Origin of the sequence: Marinimicrobium sp. C2-29, from assembly GCF_038419845.1 — a bacterium.
Taxonomy (GTDB): domain Bacteria; phylum Pseudomonadota; class Gammaproteobacteria; order Pseudomonadales; family Cellvibrionaceae; genus Marinimicrobium.
The window spans coordinates 143162-161483 of sequence record NZ_JBCAQT010000006.1 but is presented as its reverse complement, the minus strand read 5'-3'; the positions used below and the strand labels follow the sequence as shown (position 1 = coordinate 161483).

The window sequence follows — 18322 nt, the reverse complement described above, 5'->3', positions numbered from 1 at the left end:
CATTGTCGCGCCCATCGCCTGAACGCACCCACAAAGACCCGACTCCATGCCCTGGCTACAGCTCAAAATCACTACCGATCGCAAAGCCGCCGAGCCGCTCGAAGATCTGCTGCTCGCCAGCGGTGCCGTGTCGGTGACCCTGGAAGACAACGCCGATCAGCCCATACTGGAACCCGCTCTGGGGGAGACACCCCTGTGGGACCAGGTGCGCCTGACCGGGCTCTACGACGCCGAAGTAGGCACGAGTGCGGTCCTGCGTCGGCTCGCCGACGCCTGGGGACGGGCTCTGCCGGAGCATCACTGGGAACAGCTGGAGGACAAGGACTGGGAGCGGGAGTGGATGAGCCACTACCAGGCGATTCGCTGCGGCGAGCGACTCTGGGTCTGCCCCAGCTGGCAGGAACCTCCGGAGCCGGACAAGGTCAACCTGATGCTGGACCCGGGGCTCGCCTTTGGCACCGGCACCCATCCGACCACTTTCCTCTGCCTGGAATGGCTGGACGCCCAGCCGGTCGAGGGGCTCGAACTGGTGGATTACGGGTGTGGCTCGGGTATCCTGGGTGTGGCCGCTTTGCTGCTGGGCGCGCGCCACGTGGTGGGTGTGGATATTGACCCCCAGGCACTGCTGGCCACCCGGGACAATGCCCGGCGCAACGGCTTGCCCGAGGATGCCATGCCGGTCTACTTGCCGGCAAAGTGTCCCGAGGCGCCGGCCGATATCATGCTCGCCAACATTCTGGCCGGCCCCCTGGTACAGCTGGCGCCGAAACTTCAGCAAATGACCCGCAATGGCGGTAAAATCTGCCTCTCGGGCATCCTTGCTACCCAGGCCGACACGGTCATGGATGCCTACCGCCCCTGGTTCGATTTTGATCCGGTTGCGCAACGCGAAGAATGGGTTCGCCTGACCGGCACAAAAGTACGCCCCTGACCGATCGCCGGGAAGCGTTACCGAAAGAGCCGGGAGCGGTACCGAAACTAAGTGCCGGTAGCGTTACCGAAAAGAAGAGGATCGCCAAAGCCATGACCAGCACCCAGATGGTAACCCGCTGCCCTCAGTGTGGAACCTCCTTCCGGATTACCCCGGCGCAGCTCCAATCCGCCCGTGGGGCGGTGCGCTGTGGTGCTTGTCTGCATATCTTCAAAGCCCGGGATCACCTGGTAGGCGCGGCCAGCGAAGCCGAGACGAGCTCGGCACTGGTGCGAAAGCCCAATGGCGATACCGCCCGGAGCGCCACGCCAACCCGGCCCTCCACCAAAACCACAGCGGGTGCCCGGCCTCCAGCCGCCGGCCCGAAGGCCACTCCCCGCCAGCCGAATACGGAAACCGGCAAACCGGCCTCTCAGTCAGAACGCAAACCCGCGCGAGCCCCCTCCGAGAGCCGCTCATCGACGACGAAGCCCGAAACCAAAGAGCGACAGCTGAGTTTTGATCAGGAGCGCATCGACGAGGAGTGGAGCCAGCTGGACGACGATGACTTTCTGATCAGCGACGACATGGGCGAAAGCAGGACGAGCGAGGAAGAGGACCCGTTTGGCATCGGCAAGCAGTCCCGCGCCAGCAGCCACTCGCTGTTCGAACGGGCCCCGAAACCCGAAAGCGAGCAGGACCAGGAACCCACTGACGACACCGACGAATCCTGGGCCATGAGCCTGCTCGAGGAGGAGGAAGAGTCCTCCAGTGCCGACGTCTCACTGAGCAAACCCTCGGGGGAACCTTCACGCCCCAGCTTTGAACTGGTGGAAGAGCCCACCGACGCCGAACTGGAGCAGGCGTCCAGGGACAGTGAGCACATGAACTTTCACATGGAGCCGAGCGACAGCACTGAAGAGTCGGGCTACCGAGGGGAGCACCTGCGTGCCCGCGACCCCGAACGCAGCGCACTGTTGATGAACATCGACCCGGAACCGGTGGAAATGACCTGGACCCGGCAGCACCACCGTCAGCAGCGACGCAAATGGCTCTGGGGAGGGTTGGCTCTGGTCGCGCTCCTGTTGATTCTGGTCCAGGTGGCCTGGCTGCAGTTTGACCGCCTGAGCCGGATAGAGCCTTATCGCTCTGTCTACGCCACGGCCTGTGGTGTGCTCGGCTGCACCCTGCCTACCCTGGAAGACCGCAGCCGCATCCGGGCCTACAACCTGGTGGTGCGCAACCACCCGGATCGGGAGAACGCTCTGGTGGTCGATGCCATCCTGCTCAACAATGCCGGCTTCGCCCAATCCTTTCCCGACCTGATCCTGGAATTCAGCGACCTCAACGGCGAAGCTGTGGCCGCCCGGCGCTTCTCCCCGGATGAGTACCTGTCCGGCGAGCTGGCGGGCCGGGAGTCCATGCCACCCAATCAGCCCGTTCACCTGACCCTGGAACTGGTCGACCCCGGAGAAGAAGCGGTAAACTATCGCGCCTATATTCCTGATTGAGTGGCGCCATAATCTGCTTTCATTTTTGGGAATGTGGTCAAAAAAACACCGCTTATGAGCATTTGCTCGTTCCCAATTTCGAGCCAAACGGGTATCATGTCGGACCTTTTCCGGGGCTCATTGCTTCCTCGATTAAAGGTCATTTATCCGTGTTCCAGATCGGTCCCTATCGCATCGACAGCCAGGTCATTCTCGCCCCCATGGCGGGGGTTACCGACCGGCCGTTTCGCCAGCTGTGCCGGAACCTGGGCGCGGGGCTGGTGGTCTCGGAGATGGTGACCTCGGACTCGAGCCTCTGGGGCAGCCGCAAAAGCCAGTTGCGCCTGGATCATGCCGGAGAGGCCGAACCGATCTCCGTACAGATCGCCGGCGGTGATCCGGAAACAATGGCTGAGGCCGCTCGACTCAATGCCGACAACGGCGCCCAGATCATCGACATCAATATGGGCTGCCCGGCCAAAAAAGTGTGCAAAAAGGCCGCCGGGTCAGCGTTGTTACGCGACGAGCCCCTGGTGGCGGAGATACTCAAAGCCGTGGTCGAGGCCGTCGATTTGCCGGTCACGTTGAAAATCCGCACCGGCTGGGACCTCGACCACCGAAATGCGGTGCGGGTGGCCCGGATGGCCGAAGATACCGGAATCGCCGCCCTGGCGGTTCATGGCCGCACCCGGGCCTGCCGTTATCAGGGCGAGGCGGAATACGATACCATTGCCGCCGTAGTGGATGCTGTGAACCTGCCAGTGTTCGCCAACGGCGATATCGACACACCGCGCAAGGCGCGTCGGGTGCTCGATTATACCGGCGCCCAGGCGGTCATGATCGGCCGGGCCGCCCAGGGGCGCCCCTGGATTTTCCGGGAAGTGGACCACTACCTGCGTTACGGTCAGTGGACCCCGGAACCCTCCCTGACGGAAGTCAGGGATATTCTTTGCAGTCATTTGCGTGAACTTTACGGTTTCTATGGCGATTTCATGGGACCGCGTATTGCCCGTAAGCACCTCGGGTGGTACCTGCAGACGGTCTCCGACAGTGAGTCCTTCCGCCAGGCTTTCAACCGTATGGACAGCGCCCAAGAACAACACGACAGCGTTCAACATTTTTTTGGACAGCTGATAGCTAGAGAGGATCAAGCGGCATGAGCACAGCAGAAAATCTACTGGCCGAGGCGGCTCCCACGGAGGGCGCCAACGGCCAAGAGCACACCCCGGCTCACGGACAGCACACTCTGACACACGGAGAGCATACCCCGAGTCATGGAGGGTCCCTGCGAGGTTGTGTGGAGCAGGCCATGGAAAACTACTTCCAGAACCTGGACGGGCAACCGGTGAGCGATGTCTACAACATGGTCATGGCGGAAGTGGAAGCCCCCCTGCTCGAAATCGTACTCAAGTACACCCGTCACAATCAGACCCGCGCCGCGCACGTGCTGGGTCTGAATCGAGGGACACTACGCAAGAAGCTCAAGCAATACGATCTGCTCTGATCGACGGCCCACAGATTGATCCAGGGGGGTGGCCCAAAGCCACCCCCTTTGCTTTGGTAAACGTCATCGGCTTTTTGACCCATTAGGCTTTGACCCACTAACCCGAGGAAAACCCACCGATATGTCCAGTGCTACCCAACTTGCCCCCGTAAACCGCGCTTTGGTCAGCGTCTCCGACAAGACCGGCATTGTCGAGTTTGCCCAGGCGTTGCACCAACGCGGCGTGGAGATTCTCTCCACCGGCGGCACCTTCCGCCTGCTCAAAGAGAACGGCGTTCCCGCCGTGGAAGTCTCCGACTACACCGGCTTCCCGGAAATGATGGACGGCCGGGTGAAAACCCTGCACCCGAAAGTCCATGGCGGCATTCTGGGGCGGCGCGGTCAGGACGAGGCGGTCATGGCCGAGCACGGCATCGACGCCATCGACATGGTGGTGGTGAACCTCTACCCGTTTGAGCAGACCGTGGCCAAGCCCGGCTGTAGCCTGGAAGACGCGGTGGAAAACATCGACATCGGCGGGCCCACCATGGTGCGCGCGGCCGCCAAGAACCATGCTCACGTCAATATCGTGGTCAATGCCAACGACTACGGGCGCATTCTGAACGAGCTGGAAGCCCACGACGGCCAGACCAGTTACGAACTGCGCTTCGACCTGGCGATCAAGGCCTACGAGCACACTGCCGCCTATGACGGCGCCATTGCCAACCATTTCGGGCGCAAGGTCGAGGGTGGCAGCGAAGACTTCCCGCGCACCTTCAACCGCCAGTTTCACAAGACCCAGGAAATGCGCTACGGCGAAAATCCCCACCAGAAAGCCGCTTTCTATGTGGAGCAAAATCCCGCCGAAGCCAGTATCGCCACCGCCAAGCAGCTGCAGGGCAAAGAGCTGTCCTATAACAACGTGGCTGATACCGACGCCGCGCTCGAGTGCGTGAAGAGCTTTGACGAGCCGGCCTGCGTGATCGTCAAGCACGCCAACCCCTGCGGTGTGGCCAGCGCCGCGGACCTGAAAAGCGCCTATGATCTGGCGTTCGCGACCGATCCGGAATCGGCGTTTGGCGGCATTATCGCCTTCAACCGCGAGTTGGATGCCGCCACCGCCCAGGCCATTGTCGAGCGCCAGTTTGTCGAGGTGATCATCGCCCCGAGCATCTCCGAGGAGGCGGTGCAGGCGGTCAAGGCCAAGAAAAACGTGCGCCTGCTCGCCTGCGGCGAATGGAACAAAGAGCGCATCGGCGGGCTCGACTACAAGCGCGTCACCGGCGGCCTGCTGGTGCAGGACAAAGACACCGGCATGGTCACCGAAAGTGAGCTGAAGGTCGCCACCAAACGCGCCCCCACCGAACAGGAAATCCGCGATCTGCTGTTCGCCTGGAAAGTCGCCAAGTTCGTCAAATCCAACGCCATCGTCTACGCCAAAGACAATCAGACCGTGGGCGTGGGCGCCGGTCAGATGAGCCGGGTCAACTCCGCGCGCATTGCCGGCATCAAGGCCGAGCACGCGGGCCTGGAAGTAAAGGGCTCGGTCATGGCGTCCGATGCGTTTTTTCCCTTCCGCGATGGCCTGGACAATGCGGGCGCCGCCGGTATCACCGCCGTGATTCAACCGGGCGGCTCCATGCGCGATGAAGAGGTGATCGCCGCCGCTGACGAGCACAACATCGCCATGGTCTTCACCGGCATGCGCCACTTCCGGCACTAAGGAGTCAACATGAACCTACTGGTCATCGGCGGAGGCGGACGTGAACACGCCCTCGCCTGGAAAGCCGCTCAAAGCGACAAGGTCACCACCGTCTTTGTGGCGCCGGGTAATGCCGGCACCGCTCTGGAAGCCAAATTGGAAAACGTCGATATCGATGTGCTCGACTTCCCGGCGCTGGGGGATTTTGCCCAAAAGAACGACGTTGCGCTCACTATCGTCGGCCCGGAAGCGCCACTGGTGGAAGGCGTGGTGGATTATTTCACTGAGCGGAAGTTGCCCTGCTTTGGCCCCACCCAAGGCGCCGCTCAGCTGGAAGGCTCCAAAGCCTTCACCAAAGACTTTCTGGCACGACACAAGATTCCCTCGGCGGACTACCAGACCTTTACCGAGGTCGAGCCAGCTCTCGCCTATCTGGACAAGATGGGCGCCCCCATTGTGGTCAAGGCCGACGGCCTGGCCGCCGGCAAGGGCGTGATCGTTGCCGAGACGCTGGAGCAGGCCAAAGACGCGGTGCGCGACATGCTATCGGGCAACGCCTTCGGCGAGGCCGGTTGCCGCGTGGTGATTGAGGAGTTTCTGACCGGCGAGGAAGCCAGTTTTATCGTCATGGTGGACGGCAAGCACATCCTGCCTATGGCCACCAGCCAGGACCACAAGCGCGTGGGCGAAGGCGATACCGGCCCCAACACCGGCGGTATGGGGGCCTATTCCCCGGCACCCGTGGTCACACAGGCGGTGCACGACCGGATCATGGAGCAGGTGATTGTTCCCACCGTCGAGGGCATGGCGGCCGAGGGCAATCCCTATACCGGCTTTCTGTACGCCGGCCTGATGATCTCCCCGGAGGGACAGCCCAAGGTCATTGAATACAACTGCCGCTTCGGCGACCCCGAAACCCAACCCATTGTGCTGCGTCTGAAGTCCGACCTGGCCGAGCTGTGCCAGGCCGGCGTGGAAGGCCGCCTGAACGAAATGAGCACTGACTGGGACGAGCGCGCAGCCGTGGGTGTGGTACTGGCCGCTGGCGGCTATCCCGGCGGCTACCGCAAAGGCGATGAGATCACCGGCCTGCCCACTGAAGAGACCCCGGGCGAGCGCGTCTTTCACGCCGGCACCAGGACCCTCGATGGCAAGGTCGTCACCAACGGGGGCCGGGTGCTGTGCGCCACAGCGTTGGGCGGGAGTGTCAGCGAAGCGCAAAAGCGCGCCTACCAACTGGCCGACCGCATCCAGTGGAATGATGTCTTCTATCGCAAGGATATCGCCTACCGGGCGATTGCCCGCGAGCAGCAATCCGGCTAAAGTGCTCCCGGGCGGCCCAGGGGCCGCCCGGCGCTTTTCCTTCCTTCCCTGTATCGCCTCCTCTCGCCTCTTATCCCGGGATAGCTCTCCCAGGACATCCTCTCTGATGGGGGCACGCCCGTGATGCCACTCCTCCGGCTCGACGAACGCTCTGCCCTACTCAATGGAAATGCTTCTTATATTATTATATTTCCATAAAATCTAAGACAATCCCGAATTTGCCAATTATTGCGCGGATTTGAACGATTCAATGCACTAACGTGATCAGTACCCCAGCGCCAGAGGCGTGACAGGGACCGTCGGGCCGGGCGAATCGAGCCTGACCGGGGCTTCACAGGAGCGTGTTCATTCACCCGCATGGAGATGATAATAACCATGAAACCCTTCATAGTTCGAAACCTGCGTTACCTTCTGATCACCTTTCAATCCACATTGCTTGCACTGACCTTCGCCCTCGGGGCACCGGCCGCCAGCGCCCAGGTCAGCCCCGACACCTGGTACGTACTGGTCAACCGGCACTCGGGACTGGCCATGGATATTGCCAGTAATTCCACCGAAGACGGCGCCATGCTGACACAGTGGAATCGCACCGATGCTGACAATCAACAGTTCCAGTTCATTGACGCCGGCAACGGCTACTACCGCGTTGTGGCCCGACATTCGGGCAAGGCCCTGGACGTGTTTGAGTGGAATGCCGACAACGGGGCGGATATCGTGCAATGGGAAGACGTTGGCGGTACCAACCAGCAATTCCGCCTCGACGATATGGGGGGCGGCTATTACCGGCTGGTCAACAACTTCAGCGAAAAGGCCCTGGATAACTGGGACTGGTCCACCGAGCCCGGTACCCGCATCTCGCAATACACACCGACGGATGCGGCCGTTCAGCAGTGGGAAATCATTGAGGTCGATGGCAGCGGCGGCTCTGATCCGGACCCGGATCAGTGTGGCTCCGGCGCACCCGATGCGACCGTCACCGGCGCGCCCGGCGATTACCAGGTCAACGGCTCCGACGCGGGAAGCAATTACCTGAACGCGATCAACTCGGCGATCAACAGCCTCTCATCCGGGCGCACTTCCCGGGAGCGGGTCACGGTCTACGCCGACGGCTCCATCGGCGGCAACCGCATTGATCTGCCCAGCCATACCGCCTTTGAAGTCTGCGGAACGATGGATGTCGGCAACTCCGGCGGCAACGGCGCCGTGCAGGCGATCGGGGTTCAGGACGTTTCGGTTCCGTACCTGAACATGACCGGTACTCCCTACTTTGGCATGCGCTTCGCCGATGTTCACGACCTGCACCTCGGGCAGATTGATCTGCGCCTGGGCTCCGGCATCGGGATTCGCTTTGAGCGCGACATGCCCGGCAGCACCAACGTGCGCATGGACGATATCTATGTCTCCGGCACCGGCAACCACGGGGTGGAGACCTGGAATGTGGATGGCCTCGAGATCGGCACTGTCATCGCTCGCAACACAGCCTACGCGGGGCTTTTGCTCAACAACACCCGCAATGCCACCATCGGGCTGATTGATGGCGAAGGGACCGGCAGCGGCACCGGCTACGCCACCCTGCGCTTCGCCAACGAAAATGGACGCATCGGCGGTAGTTATCCCACCAACATCTATGTGGACCGGGTCATCTCCCGGGGCGGCGGTCGCGGCTTTTTCTGCGTATCCAATTCCGGCGGAGCCCAAATCAACGAGATCGACCTGGCCAACAATGGCAACAATTCGGTACTCATTGAAAATTGCCACAACATCCAGATCAACGGGGGCGAGATCAACGGCGGAGGCGAATTCCGGCTGGCCGCCCGCAGCGAGTTCCCCAACAACAGCGATATCACCATCAGCAACCTGAACGTTTTCGATACCAGCGTGCGCGAAAGCCCCTGCGGCAACAACATCAGCTGGAACAACGTCAACGTACAGAATGGATCCTATAACATCTGTAATTGACAGGTTCTGCTGAGCAAGAACGCTCTCATTGCCAAATGATAAAAAAAGGCTCCCACCCGGGGAGCCTTTTTTATGCTTGCATCTGGCCTCGGTGATCAGTCGTCCGCACCGACCAGAATATCGATCAGTTCGGGCTCGATCTCACTGCCATTGTAGCGGTCAAACAGGGCAAAGCCGCCGTTACCGGCATAGCCATTATCCCAATAGACCGGCACCAGGTCATGCTCGATGGCCGATTCAGTGATGTACTCGTTCCAATAGCGACGGTACACATCGTGGCCCTCGACGTTATCGCGTGAAATCACGCCATACTCACCCAGAATCACACCGATGCCCTGCTCAACAAACTCCGCCTGCATACTCTGGAACTGGGAGTCCACATAGGATTCGTTGGCCCAGGTTTCCGTGGCATTGGGATCGGTGGCAATGGAGCCCCACTGAGTGATGTTGCTGGACTCATTCAGGGTGAAGTTATAGGGATCGTAGTAATGCACTTCCATCATCAACCGGTCGCTGACGGTATCATCCGGAATCTCGACAAAGTTCAGGGTGTGATCGATATTGGTGTTGTACCCCTGTACGACCAGGTGCCGGGTGTCGTTCTGCCCGCCAGTAGCACGCACCGTGTCGACAAAGGTCTGGTTGAAGCTGTTCTGCACGGTGTAGTTTTCTTCGGTGGGCGTACCGTACTCACCTTCCACCATCACTTCGTTGGTACCGGCAAACAGCAGCTCATGATCGTAGTCCTGGAAATGCCCGGCAATCTGCTCCCACATGATGGCCAGGCGGTTGTTCACATACTCCTGCTGGTCATAGGTGGGTTGCATCCAGCCGTTGTCCCAATGAATGTTCATGATCACGTACAGTTCCGCATCGAGCGCATAATTCACCACTTCCTCGACCCGGTTCATCCAGCTGCTTTCAATGATGAAGTTCTCTTCATCGGAGAATTTGCTCCAGGCAACGGGGATACGCACGGTATCGAACCCGGCGGCTTTTACCGCGTCGATCAGCTCCTGTGTGACTTCGGGGTTGCCCCAGGCCGTTTCACCACCGACGGCTTCCAACGAATTGCCGAGGTTCCAACCGACACCCATCAATTCGGTGAGCTCGACGCTGGTCAGACCATCCGGAGCGGAAGCGCTGGAGCTTGAACCGCTGGAGCTGACACTGGAACTGACGGACGAGCTGGAAGAAACCGCGACGCTCGAACTGGACGATTCCCCGACACTGGAGCTGCTCGAAGAGTCCGGGCAGGAGCCGCTCTCCTCAATTCCGTAAACGGCCGGCTGATTACTGCAGGTAGTGGCACCAATGCAGCTTTGCCCATTTTCGTAGCCCCAACCAGTGTTGGAATCGTTGCACAGAGGATAGTGAGAGCCATACCAGTTGCAGACCTCTCCCTGCCCGGCGCAGCGGCTTGACGATACGGAGGAGGCCACGCTGCTGGCCGATGACTCGGTGCTGCTGGATGCCTCAGAGCTGGAGCTCGAGCTCGAGCTCGAGCTTACCCGTGGCTCATCGCCACAGATGTCACCCGTCACCTCCGGCGTTTCAGTGCCCGCGGCGGAATCCACTTGCACCCCAAAGGACACGCTCTGGCCCGGTTCGACGTTTCCGTTCCACCCCATGTCGGTCGCCGTATAGGGATTGTCGCCACTGACCTCGGCATTCCAGCTGTTGGTAATGGTACTGTCCTCGTAGCTCCAGCTGACGTCCCAGCCATTGAGTGCACTGTCACCGGTGTTGGTGATCTCAATCGCCGCCGTCGCGCCGCCACCCCAATCATTCTGGATGGTGTATTCACAACTTGCCGATTGCGCGCTCGCTCCCTGCGCCGAAACAAGCCCCGCACTGAGCAGAAAGGCCCAGCCGAATTTTTTTACTGTTGAAATCGTCATGAGATAAGCTCTCCAATCGTTGTTTATTAACGGTATGATTTACGATTTATGGAGCGCTCCACACCCTTGCGATAAAACGTTATTGTTGACCACTTTGACAAAGCAATGCGAAACGCAATTCCTGTACTTCAGGCCCGTGGCGTCCCCGGCGGCTTGCGCCATTGACAGGACCGGCGAACCTTGAAAAATTATATCCCTGCCTCGTTGGGGAAAAATGCTTCACCGAAATTAGAACGAGAGAGCGGTCACAAATTTTTCATGTGGATAGCGTTTTCAGCGCAAGAACGTACCGGCGAAACGAATAACGCGACAGGGGTACTTTGGATCGATGGAGAGGAGGGAAAAAACGGTAACGACAGTAGGCTATGAGAAGTGGCGTAATTCTCGACTTGTGAACGGGCCGGCAGACCAGCGCTCTTGGCTGGAAACACCGGCCGGGACCTTGTGAAACGCTTGAAAAAATCGACCACTTTTAAAAATGCTATTAATTTTTGTATTTAAAAGCGCGGCGTTACTCCCATTTTATTTCCATTTGATATTGCAGCCCATGCTCGGTTTCTGGCTGTCCTCTGGAACGGGCTCACCTTTGGCCACCCGCTCGGCGGCGGCCAGAAGGTCCTCGCCGGTCACGGGGATGTCGTTGCCAGGCCGGCTTTCGTCCAGCTGTCCGCGATAGGCGAGTTTTCGGGCATGGTCAAAAAGAAAGAAATCGGGCGTACAGGCCGCATCGAATGATCTGGCCACCTTCTGGCTTTCGTCGTACAGGTAGGGGAAGGCCAGTTTATAAGTGGCGGCAAATTGCGCCATTTTTTCGGGGGAGTCGTCCGGGTATTCGTTGACATCGTTCGAACTGATGGCAATACAGCGTATACCCAGCGCATTGAGTTTGTCGTTCAGCTCTTCCAGAAATGGGGCAATGTGCAATACAAAAGGACAGTGGTTGCAGATGAACATGACCAGTAAGCCCTTGTCTCCCATACGCTGCGACAGTTTCCAGGTCTCACCGGCCGGGTCCGGCAGAGTGGCATCGGGCAGCGGAGTACCCAGAGGTAGCATGTTGGATGGTGTGCGGGCCATGGTGGAACGCCTCCTGTTGAAATGTGTGGCCCTCACCGACAGTGAAAGCCATCAGGGCATTGGAGCAACTGTAGAACTGTCAATTGTATACCCGCGGGAGGTCCCGGTTAAACCGGGTATCCCACGCCGGAGTCGCTGCCAGCACTCCTCTCATTCCGTGACAGGCACATCAAGCAGTAGGCAGGAGCCGAAATAAAAGACTATCGCTGCAATAGGCTGCCTTTATTTCATTATGACTATATCTCTGTTATTATTGAGCCTCCAAGTAAGCAAGCACTTACAGCCTGCCTGATGCCGCGTGAACAACGGTTTATATTTACGCACCCAGGGGTTAAACTGCTGGCAAGCCGCATTATAAGCGGCTCCCGGCCACAACAAAATAACCGGGAACCAAAAGGCGGCGGTACCAGCTGACTCGCAGAAGACGGCGGCCGTTGCACAATAATCAACCCTGGCAGTTAGATGTACACGCTCGTTTTCAAGTGCGCCTGGACCACCCGGCGCGCCGGCTGTGAGCGCTGCCCAAAACCAGTCGCACAACCGGCATTCGGTGCGCTCCGCACCCTGTGGCGGCATTCGTGCGTTGAGAGGAACTGTGAGCATGACTTTTATACATGACGATTTTTTGCTCGACACCGAGCAGGCCAAGGCGTTGTACCACGACTACGCCAAAGACATGCCGATCATTGATTACCATTGCCACCTTCCCCCGGATCAGATTGCCGAAAACCGGCAGTTCAAGAACCTGTCCGAGGTGTGGCTGGCGGGCGACCACTACAAATGGCGCGCGATGCGCTCCAACGGTGTGAAAGAGCATTACTGCACCGGCGATGCCAGCGATTGGGAAAAATTCCAGGCCTGGGCGGAGACGGTCCCCTTCACTCTGCGCAACCCCCTCTACCACTGGACCCACCTGGAGCTGAAGAAGCCCTTCGGCATTACCGACAAACTGCTCGATGGCAACAATGCCAGAGAGGTGTGGGATCAGTGCAACGAGCTGCTGGCGACCCCGGAGTTCAGCACCCAGGGGCTGATCACCCAGGCCAACGTGAAGGTCATCTGCACCACCGATGACCCGACCCACGATCTGCGCCACCACCAGAGCATCGCCGCCAACTCTCAATTCAATACCAACGTGCTGCCCACCTGGCGTCCGGACAAGGCCATGGCGGCCGAAGACACCCAGGCCTACAACCAGTACCTGGACCGTCTGGCGGAAGTAAGCGACACCCAGATCAGCACCTTTGACGATCTGATGAGTGCTCTGCAGAAGCGCCACAACTTCTTCCACGAACAGGGCTGCCGGCTGTCCGACCACGGTCTGGAAACCGTACATGCGGAAGATTACACCGAGGCGGAGATCAAGGCGATTTTCACCAAGGTGCGCGGTGGCACCGACCTGTCGGAAGAGGAGCTGGAGAAGTTCTACTCGGCCATGCTGGTGGAGTTTGCCCGGCAGGACCACGAGAAGGGCTGGGTTCAGCAGTACCACATTGGCGCCATCCGCAATAACAACCCTCGCCTGTTCCGGTCACTGGGGCCGGATACCGGGTTTGACTCCATCGGTGACCACAACTACGCCAAACCGCTGGCGAAGTTCCTGGGCCGACTGGACAATGACGACCGCCTGGCCAAGACCATTCTGTACAACCTGAACCCGCGCGACAATGAAATGATCGGCACCATGATCGGTAATTTCCAGGACGGGTCGGCGGCCGGTAAGATGCAGTTCGGCAGCGGCTGGTGGTTTCTGGATCAGCTCGATGGCATGACCCGGCAGATCGAGTCCCTCAGCCAGCTGGGCCTGTTGAGCCGGTTTGTGGGGATGCTGACCGATAGCCGCAGCTTCCTGAGCTACTCCCGCCACGAGTACTTCCGCCGCCTGCTGTGCCGTATCCTCGGGAACGACATGGCCAAGGGGACGGTACCCGATGACCTGGCCATGGTCGGCTCCATGATGCAGGATGTGGCCTTCAACAACGCGCGGGACTACTTCCCGTTTGACGTGCCCAAGTAGGGACGGCCTCCCACGGCACTTGCGAAAGCCCGGCCAATGCCGGGCTTTTTTATGCACATTCACGCGCAAACCATGACAACGGCGGGCCGAAAACGGCCGACACCAGGATTTTCACATGAGCGACACGGCGCTGCTCTCCACCTTCATTTTTTCCCTGTCCGTCACCACCCCCATTTTTCTGATGGTGGCGCTGGGGACCCTGTTGCGGCGCCTGGGAATGATCGACGAGGCCTTCATCAACACCGCCTCGCGCCTGGTGTTCAATGTCGGGCTGCCGGTGCTGCTGTTTATCGGCAGTGCCACCACCGATTACGGCGCGGCGGCCGATGCCCGGATCCTTCTGGCGGTGCTGGGCGCGACCCTGCTCATTTTTACCCTGAGCCTGCTCAGCGCCGGGCACTTTGTCAGAGACCGTCGGGATCGGGGCGTCCTGGTCCAGGCCGCCTTCAGGGGCAACCTGGTGATTGTCGGCCTGGCCTACTGCAGCAATGCCTATGGCGAGAGCGGTGTCGCCATGGCGGCCCTGCCCATTGCCATGACCATCCTGCTGTACAACGTCCTGTCCGTGTATGTGCTCAATCGCGACCTGGAGAGCGGGCGCGGCTTTCACGGACTGTTTCGGGGGCTGGCGCGCAACCCCCTGATTCTGGGCATCGGGGCGGGACTGCTCTACGGTTCGCTGAACCTGCCATTGGCGGATCCAGTGCGCAAGGCCGGCAGTTATCTGGGCAACATGAGCCTGCCTCTGGCACTGCTGTGTGTCGGCGGCAGCCTGAAACTGTCCTCTCTGCGGGAGCTCGGGGGCGGCGCCCTGGTGGCCAGCGGGTGGAAACTGCTGCTCTGCCCGCTGATAGCCGTGGGACTGGCCGGGTGGCTGGGGCTGTCGGGGGAGGCACTGGGCGTGGTGTTCCTGCTGTCGGCGGCGCCCACGGCGACAGTCAGCTATGTCATGGTCCGGGGGCTGGGAGGCAATGCCCAACTGGCGGCCAACATGGTGGTGCAATCGACTCTGTTCGGGCTGGTGACCGTGACCCTGGGACTCTGGCTGCTACAGGCAATGGTTCAATGACCGGCGCTTGACGCACCGTGTGCAATGAGCCGGGTGGCGCGAGGACAACCACCCGGCGTAAGCATTGCGTCCTCTGATCAAGCCTCTCCGTCTTCCTGAATCTGCTCCTGAATATCATTGTAGGATTCATGGCGAACGTCGGCGCCCTTGACCAGATAGACCACATACTGGGCCAGGTTACGGGCGTGATCACCGATACGCTCGAGCGAGCGCAGGGTCCACATGATATTCAGCGCCCGGGAGATGCGACGGGGATCCTCCATCATGAAGGTGATCATTTCGCGCATGGCCGAGGCGTACTCCAGGTCCACATTGTCGTCCGTCTGGACCACGCGCAGGGCGAGATCCAGGTCCAGACGGGCAAAGGCGTCCAGCGAGTCGTTCAGCATCCGCGACACCTGCCCGCCGATATGCCGAACTTCCACATAACCGTGCAACGCCGTTCCCTCCTGACTCAGGGCAATGGCCTGGCGCGCGATCTTGCTGGCTTCATCCCCCACCCGCTCCAGGTCGGTGATCGCCTTGGTCACAGCGATCACCAAGCGCAGGTCACTGGCGGCCGGCTGGCGGCGCGCCAGGATGTGAATGCACTCTTCATCGATGTCCACTTCCATGGCATTGACTTCCTCATCGTCTCTGACGACGCGCTCCGCCGTTTCTGCATCGGCGTCAATCAGTGCCTGAATCGCATCGTTGACCTGACGCTGGGCCAGACCGCCCATTTCCGAGAGCTTGGTTTTGATTTCATCCAACTCAAGGTTGTACTGCTGGGAAATATGGTGCGTGTGACTCTTGATGTCCATTACCATGGAACAATCTCCTCTTAACCGTAACGACCCGTAATGTAATCTTCGGTCTGCTTGTTGGTCGGATTGGTGAACAGCGAATCGGTATCATCATATTCGACCAGATCCCCCATATACATAAAAGCAGTATAGTCCGAAACCCGGGCGGCTTGCTGCATATTGTGGGTCACAATGACAATCGTATACTGATTTTTCAGCTCGTAAATCAGTTCCTCAATTTTGAGCGTGGAAATCGGATCCAATGCCGAGGCCGGCTCATCCAGCAGAATCACCTCAGGCTCAATGGCAATGGCACGGGCAATTACCAACCGCTGCTGCTGACCACCAGACAGGCCGAAGGCATTGTCGTGCAGACGATCCTTGACCTCATCCCAAAGCGCGGCGCCACGAAGCGACCTTTCCACCACTTCGTCCAACGTACGCCGGGATTTCACCCCCTGCAAGCGCAACCCGTAGGCCACATTTTCATAAATGCTTTTGGGAAAGGGGTTGGGCTTCTGGAAGACCATGCCCACCTGGCGGCGGAGCTCGGCCACATCCACCTTTTTGTCGTAGATGTTTTTGCCGTCCATCAAGATATTGCCCTGAATGCGGCAGATGTCCACCAGATCATTCATACGGTTGAAACAACGGAGCAAGGTCGACTTACCGCAACCGGATGGCCCGATGAAGGCCGTCACCTTCTTTTCGGGAATTTTCAGGTTGATGTTCTTCAACGCCTGATCCTGACCGTAGAAAAGGTTCAGGTCATTCACTTCGAGCTTGATGGACTCATCGGCCATTGTCATGTTGTTACCCTGTGTTTGAGGACGGGGAGTTGAGCCGACCGCCCCGGACGGACCCGGGTCGGCAGACGCCGCTCGCGCCGACTCACCGTTGCGCATGGTAGTGTCTTCTAGCATGGTTGAGCTCCCGCGATCAATCGGAGGCACTGCGGTACTTCTCCCGCAGGCTGTTGCGAATTTTGATGGCTGTCAGGTTCAGTACAATGATCAACAGCACCAGGGTCAACGCCGTGGCATAGACCAGCGGCCGTGCGGCCTCAACGTTGGGGCTCTGGAAGCCCACATCGTAAATATGAAAACCCAGGTGCATGATCTTCTGATCCAGGTGAATATAGGGGTAGTTGCCGTCGATGGGCAGACTGGGGGCCAGCTTGACCACGCCCACCAGCATCAGCGGGGCCACTTCACCCGCGGCCCGGGCGATCGCCAGAATCAGGCCGGTCATCATCCCCGGCGTTGCCAGGGGCACGACCACCTTCCACAGGGTCTCCGACTTGGTCGCCCCCAGCGCCAGACTGCCCTGACGCACGGTGCTGGGAATGCGCGCCAGCCCCTCTTCGGTAGACACAATCACCACCGGCAGGGTGAGCAGAGCCAACGTCAGCGAGGCCCAGAACAGGCCCGGCGTCCCGAACGTGGGGGCCGGCATGGAGGCCTTGAAAAACAGCTCATCGATATTGCCACCGAGAAAGTAGACAAAAAAGCCCAGGCCAAACACCCCGTAAACAATGGAGGGAACACCGGCGAGGTTGTACACCGAGATCCGTATCAGCCGCAGCAGGGTGCCCTGCCGCGCGTATTCGCGCAGATAGATGGCGGCCAGCACACCCAGCGGCGTGACCATGATCGACATGACCATCACCATGGTCACCGTGCCGAAAATCGCCGGGAAAATCCCGCCTTCGGTGTTGGCCTCGCGTGGCTTTTCCGTCAGGAACTCCCACAGACGGTCCACGTACTGCACCGACTTACCCCACACTCCCATCGCGTTGGGGCGGGTTACCCGGACGATGTTGTTCAGCCCAATGGTTTTTTCCAGACCTTCAACCGTGCGCACGTCCAGGCTATCTCGGGTGTTCTGCTCATAGATGGCATCCCGCTCCGCCTTGATGGCGCGATAATCGGCGTTGAGTTCTTCTCGCTTGGCATCCAGCTCGGCTTGAGCTTCGGCCAACTCCTGGCCACTGACACCCCTCAACTCCAGTCGGCGACGATCCAGCCGCAGGCGTTCCATGCTATGGTTGATGCTGCCGATTTCCACCGCCTCCTTGTGCTGAATTTCGTGGTGCAACTCGACGCTGCGATCGACTCGCTGCTGCAACTCAGACCAGAAGTCCTCGTCACCCAACTCGCTGATTACCTCACCATCTTCACGCAACGCAACCGGGAAGCCATAGAAATTACCCCATTCCCGCCGTTCAATCTGAACCGCATCGTCGGGATAAGTCCACTCCCCCATGCCGACATCCAGGTACCAGTTAAAGTCACTGCCCAGGTCCCTATTGCCCTCTTTAATCAGGTAGCGGGTAACCAGAGGCACATCCTCGCCCACCACGTAACCGTTGGTGCGCGCGACCCGCGAGGGAATCACTTCTTTGCGCATCAGCTCGCCCAGCACCTGCTGGGTCTCGCCGGTGCGATCGACGGCGGTGGTCTGCAGTATGTCGGACGGCCAGAAATGGCTGAAGCCCCGAACCGCGATCAGCCCCAGAAGGCCCACCACCATGATCATGCACAATGCCACCGCTCCGCCGTTCAACCAGACCCAGGGGGCACCACTTTTAAACCAGGATTTCATCA

General features: G+C 59.6%; 14 protein-coding genes. 9 read left to right on the top strand and 5 right to left on the bottom strand.

The genetic code is table 11. From position 1 onward, the window contains the following. Positions 1 to 46 precede the first annotated feature (46 nt). From prmA to AAE484_RS07890, 7 genes are all read left to right on the top strand, one after another. Positions 47 to 931, top strand: coding sequence for a 50S ribosomal protein L11 methyltransferase (gene prmA / locus AAE484_RS07920; protein WP_341937824.1), 885 nt, complete (start codon positions 47 to 49; stop codon positions 929 to 931). A 92-nt stretch (positions 932 to 1023) separates the two neighbouring features. Beyond that, the gene (locus tag AAE484_RS07915) at positions 1024 to 2421 is read left to right on the top strand and encodes a DUF3426 domain-containing protein (protein ID WP_341937823.1); all 1398 of its coding nucleotides are present in this window, start codon (positions 1024 to 1026) and stop codon (positions 2419 to 2421) included. Positions 2422 to 2570: 149 nt separating this feature from the next. After that, entirely contained in the window at positions 2571 to 3560 is a 990-nt protein-coding gene (gene dusB, locus AAE484_RS07910) for a tRNA dihydrouridine synthase DusB (RefSeq protein WP_341937822.1), read from the top strand. Further along, positions 3557 to 3904 carry a DNA-binding transcriptional regulator Fis gene (gene fis, locus AAE484_RS07905; RefSeq protein ID WP_445928839.1) on the top strand — a complete coding sequence of 116 codons (348 nt, stop codon included), beginning with the start codon at positions 3557 to 3559 and terminating at the stop codon, positions 3902 to 3904. Before dusB ends, fis begins: the two co-directional genes overlap by 4 nt. Positions 3905 to 4025: 121 nt before the next feature. Further along, complete coding sequence (gene purH / locus AAE484_RS07900) at positions 4026 to 5606, top strand: bifunctional phosphoribosylaminoimidazolecarboxamide formyltransferase/IMP cyclohydrolase (RefSeq protein WP_341937820.1); 1581 nt, start codon at positions 4026 to 4028, stop codon at positions 5604 to 5606. A gap of 9 nt (positions 5607 to 5615) precedes the next feature. Further along, the gene (gene purD, locus AAE484_RS07895) at positions 5616 to 6908 is read left to right on the top strand and encodes a phosphoribosylamine--glycine ligase (protein ID WP_341937819.1); all 1293 of its coding nucleotides are present in this window, start codon (positions 5616 to 5618) and stop codon (positions 6906 to 6908) included. A gap of 375 nt (positions 6909 to 7283) precedes the next feature. Beyond that, positions 7284 to 8867 carry an RICIN domain-containing protein gene (locus AAE484_RS07890; protein WP_341937818.1) on the top strand — a complete coding sequence of 528 codons (1584 nt, stop codon included), beginning with the start codon at positions 7284 to 7286 and terminating at the stop codon, positions 8865 to 8867. 95 nt (positions 8868 to 8962) lie between these two features. Here AAE484_RS07890 and AAE484_RS07885 read toward each other — a convergent pair whose 3' ends face one another. Together AAE484_RS07885 and AAE484_RS07880 are read right to left on the bottom strand one after the other, a co-directional pair. After that, a complete protein-coding gene (locus AAE484_RS07885; RefSeq protein WP_341937817.1) occupies positions 8963 to 10768 on the bottom strand; it encodes a cellulase family glycosylhydrolase in 1806 nt (601 codons plus the stop codon). A gap of 522 nt (positions 10769 to 11290) precedes the next feature. Next, positions 11291 to 11845 (bottom strand): thioredoxin family protein, encoded by a 555-nt coding sequence (locus tag AAE484_RS07880; RefSeq protein WP_341937816.1) that lies wholly within the window; start codon positions 11843 to 11845, stop codon positions 11291 to 11293. Positions 11846 to 12446: 601 nt separating this feature from the next. Between AAE484_RS07880 and uxaC the strand changes: the two genes are divergently transcribed. Continuing rightward, on the top strand, positions 12447 to 13862 hold the full coding sequence (gene uxaC, locus AAE484_RS07875; protein WP_341937815.1) for a glucuronate isomerase: 1416 nt from the start codon (positions 12447 to 12449) through the stop codon (positions 13860 to 13862). Positions 13863 to 13977: 115 nt separating this feature from the next. Next, positions 13978 to 14931 (top strand): AEC family transporter, encoded by a 954-nt coding sequence (locus AAE484_RS07870; protein WP_341937814.1) that lies wholly within the window; start codon positions 13978 to 13980, stop codon positions 14929 to 14931. Between the two features lie 77 nt (positions 14932 to 15008). Here AAE484_RS07870 and phoU read toward each other — a convergent pair whose 3' ends face one another. From phoU to pstA, 3 genes are all read right to left on the bottom strand, one after another. Next, a complete protein-coding gene (gene phoU / locus AAE484_RS07865) occupies positions 15009 to 15734 on the bottom strand; it encodes a phosphate signaling complex protein PhoU (protein ID WP_341937889.1) in 726 nt (241 codons plus the stop codon). Between the two features lie 20 nt (positions 15735 to 15754). Beyond that, positions 15755 to 16525: a phosphate ABC transporter ATP-binding protein PstB gene (pstB, locus tag AAE484_RS07860; protein WP_341937888.1), complete on the bottom strand. Its 771-nt coding sequence runs from the start codon at positions 16523 to 16525 to the stop codon at positions 15755 to 15757. A gap of 130 nt (positions 16526 to 16655) precedes the next feature. Then, positions 16656 to 18320 carry a phosphate ABC transporter permease PstA gene (gene pstA, locus AAE484_RS07855; RefSeq protein WP_341937813.1) on the bottom strand — a complete coding sequence of 555 codons (1665 nt, stop codon included), beginning with the start codon at positions 18318 to 18320 and terminating at the stop codon, positions 16656 to 16658. Positions 18321 to 18322 lie beyond the last annotated feature (2 nt).

Coding starts and splice junctions, on each gene's coding strand:
- prmA (WP_341937824.1), top strand. CDS start 47: ATGCCCTGGCTACAGCTCAAAATCACTACCGATCGCAAAGCCGCCGAG.
- AAE484_RS07915 (WP_341937823.1), top strand. CDS start 1,024: ATGACCAGCACCCAGATGGTAACCCGCTGCCCTCAGTGTGGAACCTCC.
- fis (WP_445928839.1), top strand. CDS start 3,557: ATGAGCACAGCAGAAAATCTACTGGCCGAGGCGGCTCCCACGGAGGGC.
- purH (WP_341937820.1), top strand. CDS start 4,026: ATGTCCAGTGCTACCCAACTTGCCCCCGTAAACCGCGCTTTGGTCAGC.
- purD (WP_341937819.1), top strand. CDS start 5,616: ATGAACCTACTGGTCATCGGCGGAGGCGGACGTGAACACGCCCTCGCC.
- AAE484_RS07890 (WP_341937818.1), top strand. CDS start 7,284: ATGAAACCCTTCATAGTTCGAAACCTGCGTTACCTTCTGATCACCTTT.
- AAE484_RS07885 (WP_341937817.1), bottom strand. CDS start 10,768: ATGACGATTTCAACAGTAAAAAAATTCGGCTGGGCCTTTCTGCTCAGT.
- AAE484_RS07880 (WP_341937816.1), bottom strand. CDS start 11,845: ATGGCCCGCACACCATCCAACATGCTACCTCTGGGTACTCCGCTGCCC.
- uxaC (WP_341937815.1), top strand. CDS start 12,447: ATGACTTTTATACATGACGATTTTTTGCTCGACACCGAGCAGGCCAAG.
- AAE484_RS07870 (WP_341937814.1), top strand. CDS start 13,978: ATGAGCGACACGGCGCTGCTCTCCACCTTCATTTTTTCCCTGTCCGTC.
- phoU (WP_341937889.1), bottom strand. CDS start 15,734: ATGGACATCAAGAGTCACACGCACCATATTTCCCAGCAGTACAACCTT.
- pstB (WP_341937888.1), bottom strand. CDS start 16,525: ATGACAATGGCCGATGAGTCCATCAAGCTCGAAGTGAATGACCTGAAC.
- pstA (WP_341937813.1), bottom strand. CDS start 18,320: ATGAAATCCTGGTTTAAAAGTGGTGCCCCCTGGGTCTGGTTGAACGGC.